This is a genomic window from Arthrobacter sp. ES3-54 (assembly GCF_029504395.1).
Classification (GTDB): Bacteria; Actinomycetota; Actinomycetes; order Actinomycetales; family Micrococcaceae; genus Arthrobacter.
This window is the reverse complement of record NZ_JAQFIF010000011.1, coordinates 57,020-76,674: the sequence shown is the minus strand read 5'-3', so window position 1 is coordinate 76,674 and position 19,655 is coordinate 57,020. Positions and strand designations below refer to the sequence as shown.

Genomic DNA, 19,655 nt, shown 5'->3' with positions numbered 1-19,655 from the left:
AATGGAGGAGTGAAAAACAACAGCAGCAATGACCCCAGCGGCAGCGGACTGGGCCTGTTCCGGGCCACCGGAATCTATGTCGGGGCGATCCTGGGCTCGGGCGTCCTGGTGCTTCCCGCCATCGCGGCCAAGGAGGCCGGCCCGGCATCGCTCCTGGCATGGGCCGTCCTGTTGGTGTTCTGCATCCCGGTGGCCTTCAGCTTCGCCGAAATGAGCCGCCAGCAGCCCGACGCCGGAGGGATCGCCCACTTCGTCAAGCGCGCCTTCGGGCGCCGCGCCTCGGTGGTGGCCGGGTACCTCTTCTACTTTTCGATCCCCTTCGGCGCCCCGGCAACGGCCGTGATCGGCGGTAATTACATCGCCCACGCCGTCGGCGGCGGCCGGGAAACCGCCGTCCTCGCGGCGGCAGTGATCCTGCTGGCCGCCTTCGCAAGCAACGCCGTCGGCATCAGGGTTTCCAGCCGCATGCAACTGGCGCTCATGGTGCTGCTGGTGGGACTGCTCGCGCTCGCCGTCGTGCTGGCAGCCCCGCACGCCAAGGCGGAAAATTTCCAGCCCTTTGCCCCGCACGGCTACTGGGCGGTCGGCGGCGCGGCGAGCCTGCTGTTCTTCTGCTTCGCCGGCTGGGAAGCGGTCTCCCATCTGGCCGGGGAGTTCCGGAACCCCGGGCGCGATCTCCGGCGGGCCACGTGGCTCACCCTGATTGTGGTGGGCGCGGTCTACATCGGCGTTGTCGCCGCCTCGGTGGCGGTCCTCGGCCCGGAACTGCCCGCCACGGCGGTGCCGGTCGCGGCTTTGCTGGAAAAGGGGTTGGGCTCACTGGCGGCCCCGCTCACCGCCGTCGCCGCCGCCGCGCTGACTTTCGGGCCCATCAACACCTTCGTGGCCGGTGCCAGCCGGCTCGGGGCCGCCCTGGCGTCCGACGGCGTGCTGCCGCCCGCCCTTGCCCGCGGCGGCGGTCGCGGTCAGGTGCCCGCCGGAAGCCTGGCAACCCTGGCCGTCCTGACGCTGCTGTCCTTCGCCGCGGCCATCGCCGGACTCACCGACATGCAGTTCCAGATCGGGGCCGCCTCGGCCTGCTTCACGGCCGTCACCGCTTTTGGCCTGGCCGCCGGCATCCGGCTGCTGCAGCCGCGGACCGCCGCCTGGTATGGCGTGATCGTGGCGGCGGCCGTCATGGTGGCCGTCCTGCTCTTTAGCGGCTGGGCGCTCGGGGTCCCGCTGGCACTGGCAACGGCCGCCGTCGGCGTCGGCGGGCGCTTCGGCCGGAGCCCGCAGCCGGAGGCGACGGCGATAGTTGCGCAACCGGAGGCGGCACTGAAAGCTGTGCAGCCGGAGGCGGCGGCTCTTGGCCAGCCGCAGGCTGCTGCGCGCCTGTGACGGCGCGCAGCGCGTCAGTCGGGGCGGTGCTCCGCTGCGGGGCCGCGGGCGGCTTCCTCGCCGGCCCGGACGGTGGCATCGATCATTGAGTTCATAAACCGGGTGACAATCTCCAGTTCGTCCGGCGTGAAGCTTTCCATCGCCGCGCCCATGTGGCGGGCCAGCGGGAGGAACATGGCGCTGCCGTCGCGGTAGGCCTTGGGGGTCATGCGCAGCTGCACCTGGCGACGGTCCGCGCCCTCGCGCTCGCGGACCACGTGGCCGGAACTGTGGAGCCGGTCGATCAGTGCGGTGGTGGCAGGGGAGCTGAGGTTCAGCTCTTTCCGGAGCACTCCCGGAGTGACGATCTGGTCGCGCGCGGTATGCCGCATGATGACGGCGAGGGCGTTGAGATCCGTGCGGTGCATGTCATTGCGGCCGCCGGCCGAGTCCACATAGCGGTTGGCTTCGAGGGTGAATTCCTGCAGAAGCCGGACGAGGGGCGGCGGGCCGGCCGCTTCGGGCGGTCCTGCGCCTTCGGATCGGCCTGCGCTTTCGGGCGGGCCTGCGTTTTTGGACGGACCGCGGGATTCGGCTGGCATGGCGGACCTCCTTCATCCCTTAATACGGCCGCTTTGGTCTGACCGCGACCGGTCGGCGCTGTCGACGCGCCTCCCGGAGTCTACTGCAGTGTCTCCTGCAGCGGCCTGACGCCGGTGCCCTTCCATTCTCCTCCGGCACTCGCGTCCCCGGACTTATCTCTATGATGGAGATAGTCTACTATGGAGTTGATTGTTGACCTCGTGCCGGTGCCCACCCTAAAGAAGGACACATGAAAACGACTTCGCCCACCTCGACGCGCGTCCCTTTCTGGCTGCGGTGGCTGGTTCCCGCCGTGCTCGTCGTGGCCTGGCTGGCGATCGCCGGCGTGGGCGGCCCGACATTCGGCCGCTTGAGTGAGGTGTCATCAAACGATCAGGCATCATTCCTTCCCGCCCGGGCGGAGGCCACCGAGGCTGCGGACTGGCAAGCCAAATTCCGGGACTCCAAGGAGATCCCCGCGGTGATCGTGGTGGAGAGCAGCTCCGCCTTTACTCCGGCCCAGCTCCGCGAGGCTGCGGCACTCAAGAACAGGCTTGAGGCAATTCAGGACGGCAGCATGGTGATCGGCCCCATCCCCTCCGAGGACGCCAAGGCAGTCCAGTTCGTAGTACCCATTCCTTCCTCGGCGGAAGTGAAGACGGTAATCAAGGAACTGCGCGATGAGGTGCAGGGGTCCGCGCCGGCAGGAATGCAGACCTTCGTTACCGGACCGGCCGGGCTCACGGCGGACCTGGTGAGTGCCTTTGCCGGAATTGACGGCATCCTGCTGCTCGTGGCCCTCGGGGCCGTGTTCCTGATCCTGCTGATCGTCTACCGTTCCCTGCTGCTGCCCGTCATGGTGCTGTTCGCGTCCGTGTTCGCGCTGTGCGCCGCGATCCTGCTGGTTTTCGGCATGGTGAAGGCCGGCTGGATCCAGCTGAACGGCCAAAGCCAGGGCATCCTGTCCATCCTGGTGATCGGCGCGGCCACCGACTACGCCCTGCTGTACGTGGCACGGTTCCGCGAAGCCCTGACCCACACCACCGACCGGACCGCGGCCGCCCTAACCGCATGGAAGGCGGCCTGGGAACCCATCCTGGCCTCCGGCGCCACGGTGATCATCGCGCTGCTCTGCCTGCTCTTCTCCGACCTCAACTCCAACAAGGCCCTCGGCCCCGTGGCGGCGGCGGGCATCCTCTGCGCGCTGTTCGCGGCCCTGACCCTGCTGCCGGCCCTGATGGCGCTGCTGGGCAGGGCGGCGTTCTGGCCGTTCCAGCCCAAGCTGCTGCCCGAAGCCCAGCGGGAACCGGAGATGGTCACCGGGCTGGAGGGCCAAAAGGGGCTGTGGCGGGCCACCGGTTCGCTGATTGCCCGCCGGCCGCGCACCGTCTGGGTTGCCTCGGTCCTGCTGCTCCTTGTTGCCGGTGCCGGCATCCTGCAGCTCAAGGCCAATGGCGTGGCCCAGACCGACGTCATCCTCACTGCCTCCAATGCCGTCGACGGACAAGATGCCTTGGGCCGGCACTTCGACGCCGGGTCCGGCAGTCCGGCGGTGATCGTGGCCAACCAGGCAGAGGCCCAAGAGGTGCTGGATCGGGTCAAGGCGAGCGACGGCGTCGGGGACGCCTATCTGCTGGCCGATGGCGGGGTCCCCATCATGACCGGCGCCCCCGCCAACCAGGGCAACCCCAGTGCCCCCACAGCCCCGGCGGCGCGGGACGGGAGGGTCCTGATCAACGCGACCCTGAACTACGCCGCGGACTCCACCGAAGCCGAAGGCGTTGTGGTGTCGCTCCGCCAGGGACTGAAGGAGATTGACGGTGGCGTGTTGGTTGGTGGCGTGACGGCGACGGCCCTGGACACGAACACCACGGCCCAGCGCGACCTTGTCACCATCATCCCGGTGGTTCTGGGCGTGATTCTGGTGATCCTCATGCTGCTGCTGCGCTCGGTGCTCGCGCCGGTTTTGCTGGTCTCCTCGGTGGTGCTGTCCTACGCAGCGGCGATGGGCGTCTCAGCCTTCGTGTTCAACAACGTCTTCGGCTTCCCGGGGGCGGATGCAACGGTGCCCCTGTTCGGCTTCGTCTTCCTCGTGGCGCTGGGCGTTGACTACAACATCTTCCTGATGAGCCGGGTCCGGGAGGAATCCCTCAAGCAAGGCACCCGGCCCGGTATCCTGCGCGGCCTCGGCGTGACCGGTGGGGTCATTACCTCGGCCGGGGTGGTCCTCGCCGCCACCTTCGCGGCCTTGGGCGTTATTCCGATCATGTTCCTGGTGCAGCTGGCCTTCATCGTCGCGTTCGGCGTCTTGCTGGATACGGTGCTGGTCCGCTCGCTCCTGGTGCCCGCGCTGGCCTACGACATCGGCCCGCGGCTCTGGTGGCCCGGCAGGCTCGGCCGGCCCGGGAACGATGCCGCGGCCCGCGGCGGTGCTCCGTCCTCCCGGCCGACGTCCTCCCGGCCGGCGGAAAATGAGGACGCCGGAGTCCGCTAGGCGGAACCGAATGCCGCAGCCGCCGTCACTGTCCGCCTCACTGTTCGCCGTCCCCCCACCAGGCGACGGTGGCGGCGGCTGCTTCGTGCAGCGGGGTCGGCGCCAGCCCCAGTGCGGCCTGGCTCGCGGCGGACTCCATCACAAATGGCCGCTGGAACTGGTACAGGGTCTCTGCCAGTTCCCGCATGTCGGCGGAAAATACTCCCATCGTCCGCAGCGCCCAGCCGGGGACCGCCGTGACACGCGGCGCCCGGGCCCCTGCCGCCGTGGCGAATGCGCCCGCGATCTCGCGCTGGGTCAGGGCGGGCCCGGTGGGTGCATGCCACACCCGGTTCCACACCTGCGGCCTGTCCGCCGCCGCGATCATGGCGGCTGCGAGGTCCGGGACGTACGTGAAGGAATGCGGCTGGTCCGCCCGTCCGATTACCATCAGGGATTTGCCCGCCACTACCGGCTTCACCATGCGCTCGCCGGAGTGTGCCCCGCGGACCCTGGGGCCGAAGAAGTCGCTCGCCACCACGCTGACCGTGTCCGTTGCGGATGCCGCGCGGGCCTTCAGAAGTGCCGTCCGGATGCCACGCTTGCCGCCCTGCGCCTCACGCGGGCCTTCCTCGGTCATCGGCCGTTCCGGTGCGCTGTAGGAATACAGACTTTCCGGGAAGACCACGACGGCGCCCGCCGCCCCGGCCGCGGCGAGCACGTTCTGCTCGGTGCCCGGCAGTTCCCTGGCCCACACGTCGGCGTCGTACCGCGAAGCGTGGATGCAGTGGAACACGGCTGCGGCGCCGTGGAAGGCCTCGCCGAGCCGGTCAGGCTCCGACACATCAATCGACAATTTTTCGACCAGCGGGTGGGTCGGTCCGCTTCCGGACCTCGTCAGGATGCGCACGCGGTTGCCCGCAGCGGCCAGTTGTTCCGCAACGGTCCAGCCCACGGGGCCGGCCCCTGTGACGGCATAGAGCCTGGACGGTTGACGCCCGGAGGCAACAGGTTCGGACATTTCAATCTCCTTTATAAATTTTGAGAGCAGTGCTCTCCCATTCAGGATGCGTCGGCGGGTGCGGCCAAGTCAAGAGCGGTGCTCACATTTGTTGACAGTGCTCTTGTTTGTGGAATGCTGGAGTCATGCCAGAAGACAGGATTGAAGCCGGGAATGAAGCTGACGCTGATGTGCTTCCGGCGGCCGCGGCTTCCCGGCGCCGTACCCCGCGCGAGCGTGCCCGGGCCCAGACCGTCGCCGATATTGTCCGGCTGGGCCGGGAGCACTTGGCGCTGCACGGGGCCGCCGCACTGTCCCTCCGGGCCGTAGCCCGCGATCTCGGGGTCGTCTCCTCGGCGGTCTACCGCTACGTGGAGAACCGGGAGGAGTTGCTGACCCTTCTCCTGATCGATGCGTACAACGAGCTTGGCGATGATGTGGATGCCGCCGTCGCGGCGGTGCCGGAAGCCGATTTCGGCGGCCGCTTTGCGGCGCTGGGCCGCGCGGTGCGGGACTGGGCGCTGCGCGAACCCTCCCGCTACGCCCTGCTTTTTGGCAGTCCGGTGCCCGGTTACCAGGCCCCGGCCGAGCGGACCACCGGCCCCGGCACCAGGGTGATTACTGCCCTCATTGGCATCCTCGACGCCGCCTTCCGGGCCGGGCGGCTTGCTGCGACGGGCCGGCGGAGTCCCGCCGTGGCGGCCGGGCTGGCCGGGGATCTGGCGAAAATCCGGACGGAGTTCGGCCTGGCGGTGCCGGACGACCTCCTGGCCCGTGGCGCCCTGGCCTGGACCTCACTCTTCGGAGCCGTCAGCTTCGAAGTCTTCGGACAGTACGGTGCCGGCACGTTCACTGCCCGGGAGGAGCTCTTCGGCCACCACCTCGCGGTGCTGGCCGACGTCGCCGGCCTGCCGCCGGCCGGCGCTTCCCTATGAACCAGGTTTCCCTGTTGCACCGCGGCGGCGCTAGATAGACTGCCCCTGCGCCCGCACGGGCGCGCCCGATGCGTCCAGGAAGGATCCATCCATGTCTGAAGAGAACAGGCCTGAAGAGAACAGGCCTGAAGAGAACATGTCTGAAGCGAACGTGTCCGGAAAAGCGGCGTCCCAAAACGCCGATGCGGGTGCCGCTGAGGATGAAGCGGAGGCCGCGGCACCAGAAGGGCAGTACGTCGAGGGCGACTACGGCTCCGCCGGCACGGCAGGCGAAGTCCCGCCCACTGCCGTCGAGGGGGAGTATGCGGCGGGGGACTACGGCGACGCAGGCGTGGCCGGAGCGGCCGTCGTCGGCGACGTGGAAGGCGACTATCCCGAGGGTGACTACGGGGAGGGCGGGGTCTCCGGTAAACCTGCACTCGCCGAGGAGGGGGAGTACCCCGAAGGCGACTACGGGACAGCCGGAACGTCCCGTCCCCAGCAGGCCGGCCGGCCGGCCGCGGGAGAGCCTGCAGGCGACGACGACGCCGCCCGGGGCGACAACTAGCGCGAGGGAAGCTGGGGCGACCAGCCGGCGCGGGCGCCGGCTGGTCTGCGGTGTGGTCTGTGCGCAGGTTCGCGCAGGGCGAAACGCTTCCCGGGAAGTGCCACAGGGGCTGCAATCCGGGGAATCTAGGCTGCGATGAGCGGCCGCGGGCCGGCCGCGGGTTCAAAGTTGAGTCGATGTCGCTCAACTTTGAATTGACTTATGTCCGCGTCTGGGTAAAGTTGAGTCTAGATCGCTCAATAACGGTCGGACCCATGCGGTTGATACCGCTGTGGTCCGCGGCCATCTCCGCAAGATTCCAAGGAAAGTAAGGAAGCAATCCATGTCACGTGCAGTAGGAATTGACCTCGGAACCACTAACTCCGTCGTCTCCGTTCTCGAAGGTGGCGAGCCCACCGTCATTGCCAACGCCGAGGGTGGCCGCACCACGCCGTCGGTTGTTGCCTTCTCCAAGTCCGGCGAGGTCCTGGTCGGCGAGATCGCCAAGCGCCAGGCCGTCAACAACATTGACCGCACTATCGCGTCCGTCAAGCGCCATATGGGCACTGACTGGACCGTCGCCATTGACGACAAGAAGTACACGGCGCAGGAAATTTCCGCCCGTATCCTCATGAAGCTAAAGAACGACGCCGAGTCCTACCTTGGCGAAAAGGTCACCGACGCCGTGGTCACCGTGCCGGCCTACTTCAACGACGCCCAGCGCCAGGCCACCAAGGAGGCCGGAGAAATCGCCGGCCTGAACGTCCTGCGCATCGTCAACGAGCCCACCGCGGCCGCTCTGGCCTACGGCCTGGACAAGGGCAAGGAAGATGAGCTCATCCTGGTCTTCGACCTCGGCGGCGGCACGTTCGACGTCTCCCTCCTTGAGGTCGGCAAGGACGAGGACAACTTCTCCACCATCCAGGTCCGCGCCACTGCCGGTGACAACCACCTCGGCGGCGACGACTGGGACCAGCGCGTCGTGGAGTACCTGCTGAACCAGCTCAAGGTCAAGGGCATCGACCTCACGAAGGACAAGATTGCCCTGCAGCGTCTCCGTGAAGCTGCGGAGCAGGCCAAGAAGGAACTCTCTTCCTCATCGAGCACCAACGTTTCCCTCCAGTACCTGTCCGTCACCCCGGACGGCCCGGTCCACCTGGACGAGCAGCTGACCCGCGCCAAGTTCCAGGACCTCACCAAGGACCTGCTGGACCGCACCAAGAAGCCGTTCCAGGACGTCATCAAGGAAGCCGGCATCAAGCTCTCCGAGATCGACCACATCGTGCTCGTCGGCGGTTCCACCCGCATGCCGGCCGTCTACGACCTCGTCAAGGAACTGGCCGGAGGCAAGGAGCCGAATAAGGGCGTCAACCCCGATGAGGTAGTCGCCGTCGGTGCAGCCCTGCAGGCCGGTGTCCTCAAGGGTGAGCGCAAGGACGTGCTGCTGATCGACGTCACCCCGTTGTCCCTTGGCATCGAAACCAAGGGCGGCATCATGACGCACCTGATCGAGCGCAACACCGCGATCCCCACCAAGCGGAGCGAGACCTTCACCACGGCGGATGACAACCAGCCGTCCGTGGCCATCCAGGTCTTCCAGGGTGAGCGTGAGTTCACCCGCGACAACAAGCCGCTGGGCACATTCGAACTCACCGGCATCGCTCCGGCTCCCCGCGGCGTCCCGCAGGTCGAGGTCACCTTCGACATCGATGCCAACGGCATCGTGCACGTTTCGGCGAAGGACAAGGGCACCGGCAAGGAACAGTCCATGACCATCACCGGCGGCACCGCGCTGTCCAAGGAAGACATCGACCGCATGGTCCACGACGCCGAAGAGCACGCAGCCGAGGACAAGGCACGCCGCGAGGCAACCGACACCCGCAACACGGCCGAGCAGCTCGCCTACTCCGTGGACAAGCTGATCGCGGACAACGCCGACAAGCTGCCCGAAGAGGTCAAGACCGAGGTCAAGGCCGACGTCGACGCCCTCAAGAAGGCCCTCGAAGGCACCGATGACGCCGCCGTGAAGACTGCTTTTGAGAAGCTGCAGGCTTCCCAGACCAAGCTCGGCGAAGCCATCTACGCCCACGCCGGATCCCCCGACGGCCACGCGGGCGCTCAGGGTGCCCCCGCCGGCGAGCCCGCAGCCGGCTCCGGCTCCGACGAGGACATCGTCGACGCCGAAATCGTTGACGAAGACGAGAAGAAGTAATCATGCCGCACCACGGTAACGAAGAAGAGCACGGTTCTTCCGAGAACCCGAGCCGCGGCAACGAGCACGAGAACGAGCCGCAGAAGCCGGTGATCCACGACAACCGCAAGGTTGATCCGAAGACCGGCCAGGCCCGCCACCCTGACCAGGAGCACGCCGGCGCCGGGGACTCCGGTTCCGGGGATGCCCTGTCCCAGGCGGAGGACATCCTCAACAGTGTTGAGGTGCCCGCCGAGGAATCGGTGGCGCAGGGCGTTGACGCGGCCGCGGCGGAGGAGCTCAGGAATGACCTCCGCCGGCTGCAGGCCGAGTACGTCAACTACCGCAAGCGGGTCGAACGCGACCGCGCCGTGGCAGGGGAAATGGCCGTCATCGGCGTCCTGAACTCCCTTCTCCCGGTGCTGGACGACGTCGACGCCGCCCGCCAGCATGGCGACCTCGCGGACGGCCCGTTCGCCGCGATCGCCGCCAAGCTGGAGGCTGCGCTGAAGACGTACGGACTGGTCCGCATCGATGAGACCGGCGTGGAGTTCGATCCGACCATCCACGAGGCCCTCATCCAGCAGCCCGGCACGGATATCGAAATCGACACCGTCAGCCAGGTACTGCGCTCGGGCTACAAGTCCGGCGAACGCGTCCTCCGCGCGGCCCAGGTCATCGTGGCGGTTCCGGCGTAGGGTTACGCCCACGCCTTCGCGGATGAGGGGGCCCCGCCCCTACGCGTGGTGACTTGGTCCTGACGGACCAAGTCACCACGCTCCGGCAGGCCCGATGCCACGCCCGGGCCCCCTCATCCGCTGCGGCGTTCAGCGGTAATCTCGCCTTAACGCTTTTGTACTTTAGAGAGGAAACGCCATTGGCTAGCCAGGACTGGGTGGACAAGGACTTCTACAAGATCCTTGGTATCGCCAAGGACGCTTCCGACGCCGACATCAAGAAGGCCTACCGCAAGCTTGCCCGGCAGCACCACCCGGACAGGAATGCCGGTGATGTCGCGTCGGAGAAGAAATTCAAAGACATCTCCGAGGCCTATTCCGTGCTCTCGGATCCCGATGAGCGCCAGCAGTACGACGCCATCCGGGCCATGGGGGGCGGCGCACGCTTTGCCCCCGGCGGTAGCGGCGGCGCCGCCGGCGGAGCTGGCTTCGAGGACCTCTTCGGCGGTCTCTTCACCGGCGGCGGGGGGCGCCATTCCGGCAGTTACAGCACGGCCGGCGGCATTCCGCCCGAGTTCGCAGATCTATTCGGCGGCGGCGGGTTCGGCGGCGGGGGCCAGTCGTTCCAGCGGGCTCCGCAGAAAGGCGCGGACCGCACCGCGTCCACCTCGATCTCGTTTGCCGGGTCAATCCGCGGCACCACGATTGGCCTGCGCGAACCGGACGGTGAGGTCATCGACGTCCGCATCCCGGCCGGGATCAAGGACGGACAAAAGGTCCGCGTCCGCGGCAAAGGACAGTACGCCGCCGCCGGCAACGGCGACCTCATGGTCACCGTCTCGGTGAAGCCCCATGAGTTCTACGTCCGCGACGGCGACAACCTCCGGATCCACGTCCCTGTCTCCTTCCCGGAGGCGGCCCTGGGGGCGGATATCGAGGTTCCGACGATCGACGGCGACAAGGTCAAGGTCAGGGTTCCCGCGGGGACGCCCTCGGGCCGCACGCTGCGCGTCAAGGGCCGTGGCGTCAAGCACACCAAGGCCACCGGCGATCTGCTGGTGACAATCGACGTCGCTGTTCCGCGGAAGCTGAACAAGGAAGCGGAGGAAGCCGTGAAGGCCTTCGCCGCGGCGACCGCCGATGAGGACGTCCGCGCGGGCCTGGCAGCCAAGGCCCGGCTCTAGGAGCGGGATCCAGCCATGGCCATCGACTTCGATCAGCCGATCTTCGTCATCTCCGTTGCCGCAGAACTGGCGGACATGCACCCGCAAACACTGCGCCAGTACGACCGGCTGGGCATCGTCTCGCCCAGCCGTGCCCCCGGCAAGTCGAGGCGCTACTCGCAGCGGGATGTGAACATGCTCCGCGAGGTCCAGCGGCTCTCCCAGGAGGGGGTCTCGCTGGAAGGCATCAAGCGGATCCTGCAGCTGGAGAACCAGGTGGCCGCCCTGCAGCGCCGGGTCAGTGAACTGACTGAGGAGCTGGGCCGCCGTCGCCAGGCCGTCGATTCGCGGATCTTCGCGGCCGGAACTGCCGGCGACGTCGTCAGCCTGGCCCGCGGCAAGCGCCCGCAGGCGCGGTCGCAGGCGCTGGTGGTGTGGCGGCCGCGGGGCATCGACTAGGACGGGCTCTAGGAAAACACTAGGACAAACAGCAGTGCCCGGGACCACTGGTCCCGGGCACTGCTGTTGTTGCGTGCGGTGGGTGCTGCCGGTGGCGCCTACTTGCCGGCTGCGATGAGCTCGTCGACGCTGGCGCGTTCGCGCTTTCCCCAGGTTTCCCGGGTGACCAGGGCCGCGATGAGCCCGATGGCTCCGCAAGCCATGTAGACGATTGCCACGCCGCTCCAGCCCCAGGCGGCTGCCGTGGCTGCTGCGATGAGGGGGATGAATCCGGAGATTGCGGCCGAGAACTGGTAGCCGATCGAGGCCCCCGAGGTCCGGGTGTTGGCGGGGAACAGCTCGGAGAACCAGGCGCCCTGGGAGCCGGCGAGCATATCGTGGAGGATCGGCAGCCCGATGATATACACGAGGATCACCAGGAACGGGACGCCGGTGTTGACCATGAGGAACATCGGGAAGCCGAAGAGAATAATGCCGGCAGTGCCGATGATGTAGAGCTTGCGGCGTCCGATGCTGTCCGTGAGCCGGCCCCAGAGGATGGTGGCGACGACGCCGATTGCCGCGGCGAGCACCAGGCCGGTCAGGCCCGTCTGGCGGTCGACTAGCTTGTTGGCGACGATGTAGGAGAGCAGGTAGGTGACGATCACGTAGAAGCCACCGGACTCTGCCAGCCGAAGCCCGATGACCCGCAGGATCGTGCGCCAGTCATTCTTGATGACGGTCAGGAGCGGATTCTTGACGAGTTCGCCCTTGGCCTTCGTCTCCTCGAACTCGGGGGATTCGCTGACCTTCATTCGGATGATGATGCCGGCGATGATCAGGACGGAGCTGGCGAGGAACGGCACGCGCCAGGACCATTCGTTGTTCCAGCCGGTGGTGGCAAGGAAGACGAGGTTGGCTAGCAGCAGACCAAGCGGGACACCAGCCTGCGGGATGCCGGTGTAGCGGCCACGCTGTCGCCACGGAGCATGCTCAAAGGTCATCATGATGGCGCCGCCCCATTCGGCGCCGAAGGCCAGGCCCTGGATGATCCGGATCGCGACGAGCAGGATCGGTGCCAGGACGCCGACCTGCTGATAGGTGGGCAGGACGCCGATCAGGAAGGTCGCGGCACCCATAACCAGCAGCGCGCCGACCAGGACCGGTTTGCGGCCGTACTTGTCGCCGAGGTAGCCGCCGATCAGTCCGCCCAGCGGCCGCATGGCAAAGCCCACGGCGAGGGTGGCGAACGCGAGCAGTGTGGCGGCGACGGGGTCTTGGCCGGGAAAGAATGCGGTGCCGAAATACAGCGCAGCGGCCGTGCCGTAGGCCAGAAAGTCGTAGTTCTCAATGGTCGTTCCTACGGCGCTGCCGATCGCGACCTTGAGTTTGTCCGGCGAGCCCAGCTCGGCCTGCCTGGCGTGTGACTGCGTGAGAGCACTCATGTGCGTCGATATCTCCTTCGATATGGGACGGGTTTCTCCCGCCCCTGCTTGTCGCAGACGCTGCACCAGGTGAGGCCGGTCCTCCGGCGTCACTGAGGCTGGTTCAGGCCCCGACGTTTCCTATGTTGTAAAAGCCGCGAATGTGGTCACCCACGGCCTGCCTGGCCACGGTCGGTTCCCGCCGTTGAATTGCTTCGAGGATTTCCCGGTGTTCCCGGCGCACCACGGTGGCCGTTTCTTTCCAGTTCTCTAAGCGGGCATATGCTTCGATCATTTGCCGGTTGATGGCGATCCTCAGGGACCCCATCAGGTTCGAGGTCAGGGAATTGCCCGTGGATTCGGCGATCCGGACGTGGAAGGCTGCGTCCAGCCGGTTGAACTCGGCGGTAGTGATGTCCGGGTCATCCATCCGGTCCAGGATCAGGCCGAGGTCCTTGTGGTCCTGCTCGGTCGCCCGCACTGCGGCTTCCTCGCAGCACCAGGTCTCCAGCGCGATGCGGGTTTCGAGTACATCGGTCTGGTCAAACTGGCCGAGCGCCAGTTGGAGCTTGAGAAGGTTCACGAACCCGGATCCGGGCTCGCCCACCAGCACAGCTCCTCCCTCCGCGCCGCCGCCGGGGCGGATGTCGACGATGCCCAGGGCCTCCAGAACCCGGAGGGATTCCCTCAAGGACGGTCGGGATACGCCTAGCAGCGCAGCGAGATCCCGCTCGCTGGGCAGCTTGTCTCCGGCTTTGAGCCTGCCATCGAGGATCCGCTCCTCGATTTGGGCCATCACTTGCTCGTACGTCCGGATCCGTTGTACGGGTTCCCACGTTTCTGCCGTCATGCCGCCACCTCTTCAATTTCCTGCCGTCAGCCTGCCGCCGACGAACTGCCTTTCTATCGTAGTTGTTGGCTTGACGGTCTGACCTATGTGCTGAGGAGTGATTCCGCGCGGAACTCGCTCTCGAGTTCGCGGCGGATCTGGACGGCGAGGAGGGTCTCATCGGCGTCGACGTCGTCCCATGAGACGGTGCCGTCCTGGGGGACGTCGCGCTTGAGTTTCATGCCGTGCGCGAGGCCCAGCGGCAGGGCGTTGCGCTCCAGGGAGATCCGGGCCGGGGCCAGCTTGCCGAACGCCGTGTAGCCGCCCTCTCCGTCCAGGATTTCGCCGGCCTTGAGGTCCTTCTTGGCCGTCGTCATGACGTCGCCGCGGAAGCCGGTGGGGGAACCGGTGGCTTCCCCACGCAGGACGGCCGAGGCGATGCTGACACCCAGCTCGAGTCCGATCATGTGGTACGGGCGGTACAGCGAGCCGTAGCGCCCGGTCGAGTCGGTCTTGACCCCGTACTCAGCAAAGCACTGCGCGGCGTAGTCAGTCTTCGCCTCGAAGGTGACATACACGCCCCAGCGGAGATCGCGCTCAACTTCGGTTCCGTCACGGTTCAGGCTTGAGGCGATCTCCACGGTGCCACGCCTGGTCAGGATGCCGCCGACGGACTTTTCGCGGTAGATGTTCGGGAGGTCGTCCACCCCGGCCGGCGGGAAGAAGAGGCCCTCGTCCTGGGGGGTCAGTCCCGTGCCGTTGGCCACTGCCGCCATTTCGATCGCCGATTTGGTGCCGTCGAGGAAGGAGTTGAACATCTTGGGGTTGAAGTCGCCGGAGGCGAGCTGCTTGTCGCTGAAGCCGTAATAGTTCCAGACCGTGTCCGGGGTGGAGTAGTTGTACTCGGGGAGGTATTTGGTGCCCTTGCCGGCTGCGACGATGTCGAATCCCACCGTTCGGCACCAGTCGACCATTTCGCAGATCAAGGCCGGCTGGTCGCCATAGGCCATGGAGTAGACCACGCCTGCGGCTTCGGCGCGGCGCTGGAGGATTGGGCCCACCATGCAGTCGGCCTCGACGTTGACCATGATGATGTGCTTGCCGTTGTCGATGCTTTGCACGGCATGGGCGGTGCCGACAATCGGGTTTCCGGTCACTTCCAGGATGACCTCAACCTCCGGGAGCCGGATGAGGTCAGCGGAGCTTTCCGTGACGAAGGTGGTGCCGTTGCGGAGGGCCTCGGCGAAGTTCCTGGCGGCGTAGCGCTCGGCCGGCCAGCCCGTGCGCTGAAGTGCGCCCCTGGCCTTGGGAACGTCGATGTCGGCGACGCCCACAACGTGGATCCCTTCAGTGTTGAGTGCCTGCGTGAGGAACATCGAGGCAAATTTTCCGGCGCCAATGACACCGACCCTGATGGGCCCCTGCGTGGCGGTTCGCTTCTGCATAAGCGAGTAGAGATTCATGTTGGCTACTTCCTCGTAGTATCACTGGGAGTCATTCGGTCTGTTGGTCAGACCATCTGGTGTTGTAACCATGACATGGCCGCAGGCAATGTGTCAACCGTCATGTTCTTGGTGGCTGCGGGTGCCCGGGCAAGTAGCCGCAGGTGCGAACTGAGTACATCCGGAATGCAATCAGGTAACCGGTTATCCGATAGTCGGGTACCCGATTTGCGTGACTTCATGCCCCGGCCGCGCGTTGAATTGGAGTGTCAGAAAATGCTGGTATGACACGCTCATAGCTCCTGCGGGAGGCCCGGGCACAGAGCCAGCGCAGGAGCAGCGTAGACGCCGGGGGGCATCGCATGCATGATTCAGCCCAGCTTGGTCCGTCCATTGTCGATTCATCGCCGCCTGGTCCGCCGCAGCGCGGTTGGTCCCGGCCGCGGCCGGCGACATTGACGGGCACACCGTGAGCCCGGGGCTCCAGGCGGCCGTCCTGTTTGCCGGCTCGCTCCCAGGGCACGTCCTGATGTCCCTGGGGCAGACCCTCGTGGTCGTATGTCTGTGCTTCGACTTCGTCCGCGCAGTTTCCGTCCCGCGGTCCCGTCGCCGGTACGTGGCCAACACCGCGTTCCGGACACTTGCCCTGCCTTCCATCCTTATCATGGCGTTCAGTGTGCTCATCGACGCCGCCTCCGGCTCCTGGCAGGACGTCGGCGCAGGGGTCTTTGTCCTGGTCGCCGTGATCTTCCGGTGGCACCATGACACCGACGAGGACAGTTGGTGGAAGGGCAAAGGCAAAGCCTTGGGCCGGTGGTTCCGGAACCGGGCGGCCTCCGGGTCCATGGTTGCGCCGGCCACGGCGTGAAAAAGCCCTTGCTGTCCGGGCGTCCCAGGGTGTCCAATCCTTAACACAAGGCCCTGCGGGGCACGAGTGGATGCGACGCCGGGAGGTTCTCATGCCGTCGAAAGGCGCCAAAACCCCGTCAAGGGGCCCGGTCCGGGGTACGTCTGACCTCCGCCGGGCAGACGCCAACGGCGTCGCGCCGCCAGAGCAACCGGACAAGATCCGCAATGTGGCACTCGTGGGGCACTCCGGGTCCGGGAAAACGATGCTCACCGAGGCCTTGTTGGCCGCCACGGGAGCCACCACGCGCAAAGGCTCGATCGCCGAGGGCACTACGGTGAGCGACTCGGACCCCTCCGCCATCGCGCAGCAGCGCTCCGTGGCCCTCTCGGTGGTGCCGGTGACGGTGGGGGAGACCAAGGTGAACCTGCTGGACACTCCCGGCTACACGGATTTCATCGGCGAGCTGCGGGCCGGGCTCCGTGCCGCGGATGCGGTGCTGTTTGTCGTCTCGGCCACCGACGACGTCGACGCCGCGACCACCGCGCTCTGGAGCGAGTGCCAACGGCTCGGAATGCCGCGGGCCGTGGCCATCAGCCGCCTGGACCATCCGCGCGCGGATTTCGACGCCGCCGTTGCCCGCTGCCGCCTGGCCTTCGGCGACGCCGTCGTTCCGCTCTACCTGCCGGTCCGCGCGGACGGTGCCGTCACAGGGTTGCTGGGGCTGCTGACCGGAACGGTTTCCGAGTACGCTCCGGCGGAACAAGCGCCGGTCACCCGGGCCGCGACCGGCGTCGAGCTTGCCGCGGCGGAGTCCGCTCGCGGCGCGCTGATCGAGGGGATCATTGCCGAGAGCGAGGACGAGACGCTCATGGACCGGTACCTCGAAGGTGAAGAAATCGCTCCCGATGTCCTGATCGCCGATCTGGAGACGGCCGTGGCCCGCGGGTCCTTTCACCCGGTGCTGCCAACGTCAGCGGAATCCGGGCTCGGCCTGGCGGAGCTGCTCGAGGTCCTGGTGCGCGCGTTTCCAACGCCGGGGGAGCGCGACGTCCCGGCGGCGACAGGCCTCGACGGCGTGCCCGCCGGCCCGCTGGAGTGCGATCCCGAGGGCCCGCTGCTCGGTGAAGTGGTCCGCACGACGATCGACCCGTTCCTCGGCCGCGTCTGCCTGGTGCGCATCTTCTCCGGCGTGGTGCGAGAGGACGCGGCCATCCATGTGGGCGGCCGCGGAATGGCGGACCGCGGCCATGAGGACCACGACAGCGACGAGCGGGTCACACACCTGTACTCGCCGCTGGGATCGGGACTGCGGCCGGTGCCGTTCTGCGTCGCCGGGGATATCTGCGCGCTGACCAAACTGGGCACCGCCGAGACCGGCGACACGATCTCGGCCAAGGAACTGCCGCTGCTGGTGGCCCCCTGGGACATGCCGGACCCTCTCATGCCGGTTGCCATCGAAGCTGCCACGCACGGCGACGAGGACGCCCTGGCCCGGAACCTGGGAAAAGTCACCGCCGGGGACCCGACGCTGCGGGTGGAACGCAACTCCGAAACCCACCAGCTGATCCTGTGGTGCATGGGCGAGGCGCACGCCGACGTCGTCCTGGGCAGGCTCCGGGACCAGGGCGTGAACCTGCAGACCGTCCCGGTTATCACACCGCTTCGGGAGACGTTTGCCGCCCCGGCGGCCGGTCATGGGCGCTATGTCAAACAATCCGGCGGCCACGGCCAGTATGCCGTTTGCGACATCGAGGTGGAACCCCTCGACCGCGGATCCGGGTTCGAGTTTGTCGACAAAACTGTGGGCGGGGTGATTCCCGGGCCGTTCATCACCTCGGTGGAAAAAGGCGTGCGGGCCCAGATGCAGAAAGGCGTCTCCGCAGGCTTCCCCGTCGTGGACATCAAGGTCACGCTGATCGGCGGCAAGACGCACAGCGTGGATTCCTCCGATGCGGCGTTCCAGGCTGCGGGCGCGCTGGCCCTCCGGGAAGCGGCGGCCGCAACCCGTATTCAGTTCCTGGAACCGGTCTCGTCCGTGACCATCAGCGTTTCGGAAGACCACGTGGGCGCGGTGATGAGCGACTTGTCCTCGAGGCGGGCGCGCCTGACCGGAACGAGCTCCGCCGGAGCCGACGGCACCGAGATCAGCGCCGAGGTTCCGGACCAGGAACTGTTGAAGTACTCGGTGGAATTGCGGGCCCTGACGGCTGGCAGCGGCCGGTTCCGGCGCAGCTACCTGCGGCACGAACCTGTGCCGCAGGCGCTGCGCTGATGGCCCCAATCAAGGGCAGCGTCAGCCGTTGATGACCTGCGGGACGCCGAGGGCTTTGAGGCCTTCGACGCCGAACTCGAGTCCGTAGCCGGACTGCTTGGCGCCGCCGAAGGGGATGCGGGGGTCCACGGCGCCGTGCTTGTTGATCCAGACGGTGCCGGCCTCGATCCGGGCCGCCACCTTCCGGGCTTCGGCGGGGTCGGCGGACCAGACGGAGGCGCCGAGTCCGACGTCGAGCCCGTTGGCCATGGCGACCGCCTCGTCCACGGTGCTGTAGCGGATGATCGGCAGGGCGGGGCCGAACTGTTCCACGGCCACCAACGGATTGTCGTTGTGGATGTCCGCGACGAGGGTGGCGGGGTAGAAGTGGCCGGTCCGGTCCGGGTCAGGGTTGCCGCCGAGCAGGATCCGGGCGCCGGAGGCGCGGGCGGCGTCCACGAGCGTGGCCACGATGTCGAACTGCGCCCGGTTCTGCAGCGGGCCCAGGACGTTGGCCTCGTCCAGGCCGTTGCCCATCGGCATGGCACGGGCCACGCTGGTGAGTTCCGCGCAGACGGCGTCGTAAATGGCGTCGTGCACGTAGAGGCGCTTGAGCGCCGCGCAGGTCTGGCCGGTGTTGATGAAGGCGCCCCAGAACAGGCCCTCGGCGATCGCCTTCGGGTCGGCGTCGGGCAGGACGATGCCGGCGTCGTTGCCGCCGAGTTCCAGGGTGAGGCGTTTGACGGTGCCGGCGGAGGATTTGATGATGGCCTTGCCGGTGGCCGTGGAACCGGTGAACATGACCTTGCCGATCGCGGGGTGTGCGGCGAGGGCCTCGCCGACGTCGCGGCCGCCGGAGACAGTCGTGAGGAGGCCCTCCGGGAGTTCCTGGTTGAGGATTTCGACAAGGGCAAGGACGGACAGCGGGGTGTATTCGGAGGGTTTGACCACCACGGCGTTCCCCATCCGCAGGGCGGGAGCAACCTGCCAGACGGTGATCATCATGGGCCAGTTCCAGGGGCCGATCGCGCCGACGACGCCGATGGGCCGGTAGTGCAGTTCGGCGCGGGTTTCGCCGTCGTCCACCACGGTTTCGGGGTTCAGTGGCGTAGCGGCAGCCGCGCGGAGCCAGGCGGCGCAGGCGCCGACCTCGAAGCGGGCGTTCGGGCCGTTGAGCGGCTTGCCCTGCTCCCGGGAGAGCAGGCGGGCCAGTTCCTCGGCGGAGCGTTCGACGGCGTCGGCGGCCCTCAAGAGCGCGGCGGACCGGCCGTCGTGGCCCAGCGCGGCCCAGGCCGGCTGAGCGGCGGCTGCGGCGGCGATGGCCTGCTCGAGGTCCTGCACGGTGTGGACCGGGGCTTCGCCGACCGGTTGCCCGGTGGCAGGGTCAAGGATCGTGCGGGTCTCACCGGACACCGGGGTGATCGAGGCGAGGAGGGCGTCGTAGGTTTCCATGGGTACTCCACATCGAGTAGGCAATGCGCACCGGCCGGCGTGGCCCGAGGCTATGCCTCGAGT

Annotated in this window: 16 protein-coding genes; 10 read left to right on the top strand and 6 right to left on the bottom strand. The window is 67.3% G+C overall.

Annotated elements, in window-relative coordinates; translation table 11 throughout:
- Window positions 1-9: 9 nt before the first annotated feature.
- Window positions 10-1,380 (top strand): amino acid permease, encoded by a 1,371-nt coding sequence (locus tag M2428_RS17095; protein WP_277527158.1) that lies wholly within the window; start codon window positions 10-12, stop codon window positions 1,378-1,380.
- 14 nt (window positions 1,381-1,394) lie between these two features.
- Here the strand turns inward: M2428_RS17095 and M2428_RS17090 are convergent, their stop codons facing one another.
- Window positions 1,395-1,961, bottom strand: coding sequence for a MarR family transcriptional regulator (locus M2428_RS17090; RefSeq protein WP_277527157.1), 567 nt, complete (start codon window positions 1,959-1,961; stop codon window positions 1,395-1,397).
- A 230-nt stretch (window positions 1,962-2,191) separates the two neighbouring features.
- Here M2428_RS17090 and M2428_RS17085 point away from each other — a divergent pair, with 230 nt between their 5' ends.
- A complete protein-coding gene (locus M2428_RS17085; RefSeq protein ID WP_277527156.1) occupies window positions 2,192-4,435 on the top strand; it encodes an MMPL family transporter in 2,244 nt (747 codons plus the stop codon).
- Window positions 4,436-4,472: 37 nt separating this feature from the next.
- Here M2428_RS17085 and M2428_RS17080 read toward each other — a convergent pair whose 3' ends face one another.
- A complete protein-coding gene (locus M2428_RS17080) occupies window positions 4,473-5,435 on the bottom strand; it encodes an NAD-dependent epimerase/dehydratase family protein (RefSeq protein ID WP_277527155.1) in 963 nt (320 codons plus the stop codon).
- Between the two features lie 125 nt (window positions 5,436-5,560).
- Between M2428_RS17080 and M2428_RS17075 the strand changes: the two genes are divergently transcribed.
- The 6 genes from M2428_RS17075 (at window position 5,561) to M2428_RS17050 (ending at window position 11,365) form a co-directional block, all read left to right on the top strand.
- Window positions 5,561-6,349 carry a TetR/AcrR family transcriptional regulator gene (locus M2428_RS17075; protein ID WP_277527154.1) on the top strand — a complete coding sequence of 263 codons (789 nt, stop codon included), beginning with the start codon at window positions 5,561-5,563 and terminating at the stop codon, window positions 6,347-6,349.
- A gap of 91 nt (window positions 6,350-6,440) precedes the next feature.
- Entirely contained in the window at window positions 6,441-6,896 is a 456-nt protein-coding gene (locus M2428_RS17070) for a hypothetical protein (RefSeq protein ID WP_277527153.1), read from the top strand.
- Between the two features lie 322 nt (window positions 6,897-7,218).
- Window positions 7,219-9,087 carry a molecular chaperone DnaK gene (gene dnaK / locus M2428_RS17065; protein WP_277527152.1) on the top strand — a complete coding sequence of 623 codons (1,869 nt, stop codon included), beginning with the start codon at window positions 7,219-7,221 and terminating at the stop codon, window positions 9,085-9,087.
- A gap of 2 nt (window positions 9,088-9,089) precedes the next feature.
- Entirely contained in the window at window positions 9,090-9,764 is a 675-nt protein-coding gene (locus M2428_RS17060) for a nucleotide exchange factor GrpE (RefSeq protein WP_277527151.1), read from the top strand.
- Between the two features lie 179 nt (window positions 9,765-9,943).
- Window positions 9,944-10,927: a DnaJ C-terminal domain-containing protein gene (locus tag M2428_RS17055; protein ID WP_277527150.1), complete on the top strand. Its 984-nt coding sequence runs from the start codon at window positions 9,944-9,946 to the stop codon at window positions 10,925-10,927.
- 15 nt (window positions 10,928-10,942) lie between these two features.
- A complete protein-coding gene (locus M2428_RS17050) occupies window positions 10,943-11,365 on the top strand; it encodes a helix-turn-helix transcriptional regulator (protein ID WP_277527149.1) in 423 nt (140 codons plus the stop codon).
- Between the two features lie 98 nt (window positions 11,366-11,463).
- Here the strand turns inward: M2428_RS17050 and M2428_RS17045 are convergent, their stop codons facing one another.
- The 3 genes from M2428_RS17045 to M2428_RS17035 form a co-directional block, all read right to left on the bottom strand.
- Complete coding sequence (locus M2428_RS17045; RefSeq protein WP_277527148.1) at window positions 11,464-12,789, bottom strand: MFS transporter; 1,326 nt, start codon at window positions 12,787-12,789, stop codon at window positions 11,464-11,466.
- Between the two features lie 103 nt (window positions 12,790-12,892).
- Window positions 12,893-13,618, bottom strand: coding sequence for a FadR/GntR family transcriptional regulator (locus tag M2428_RS17040; RefSeq protein ID WP_277527147.1), 726 nt, complete (start codon window positions 13,616-13,618; stop codon window positions 12,893-12,895).
- Between the two features lie 83 nt (window positions 13,619-13,701).
- A complete protein-coding gene (locus tag M2428_RS17035) occupies window positions 13,702-15,060 on the bottom strand; it encodes a Gfo/Idh/MocA family oxidoreductase (RefSeq protein WP_277527146.1) in 1,359 nt (452 codons plus the stop codon).
- Window positions 15,061-15,508: 448 nt separating this feature from the next.
- Here M2428_RS17035 and M2428_RS17030 point away from each other — a divergent pair, with 448 nt between their 5' ends.
- Both M2428_RS17030 and M2428_RS17025 read left to right on the top strand, forming a co-directional pair.
- A complete protein-coding gene (locus M2428_RS17030) occupies window positions 15,509-15,907 on the top strand; it encodes a hypothetical protein (protein ID WP_277527145.1) in 399 nt (132 codons plus the stop codon).
- Between the two features lie 91 nt (window positions 15,908-15,998).
- Complete coding sequence (locus M2428_RS17025; protein WP_277527144.1) at window positions 15,999-18,161, top strand: elongation factor G-like protein EF-G2; 2,163 nt, start codon at window positions 15,999-16,001, stop codon at window positions 18,159-18,161.
- Window positions 18,162-18,182: 21 nt separating this feature from the next.
- Here the strand turns inward: M2428_RS17025 and M2428_RS17020 are convergent, their stop codons facing one another.
- On the bottom strand, window positions 18,183-19,592 hold the full coding sequence (locus M2428_RS17020; protein WP_277527143.1) for an aldehyde dehydrogenase family protein: 1,410 nt from the start codon (window positions 19,590-19,592) through the stop codon (window positions 18,183-18,185).
- Window positions 19,593-19,655: the final 63 nt, after the last annotated feature.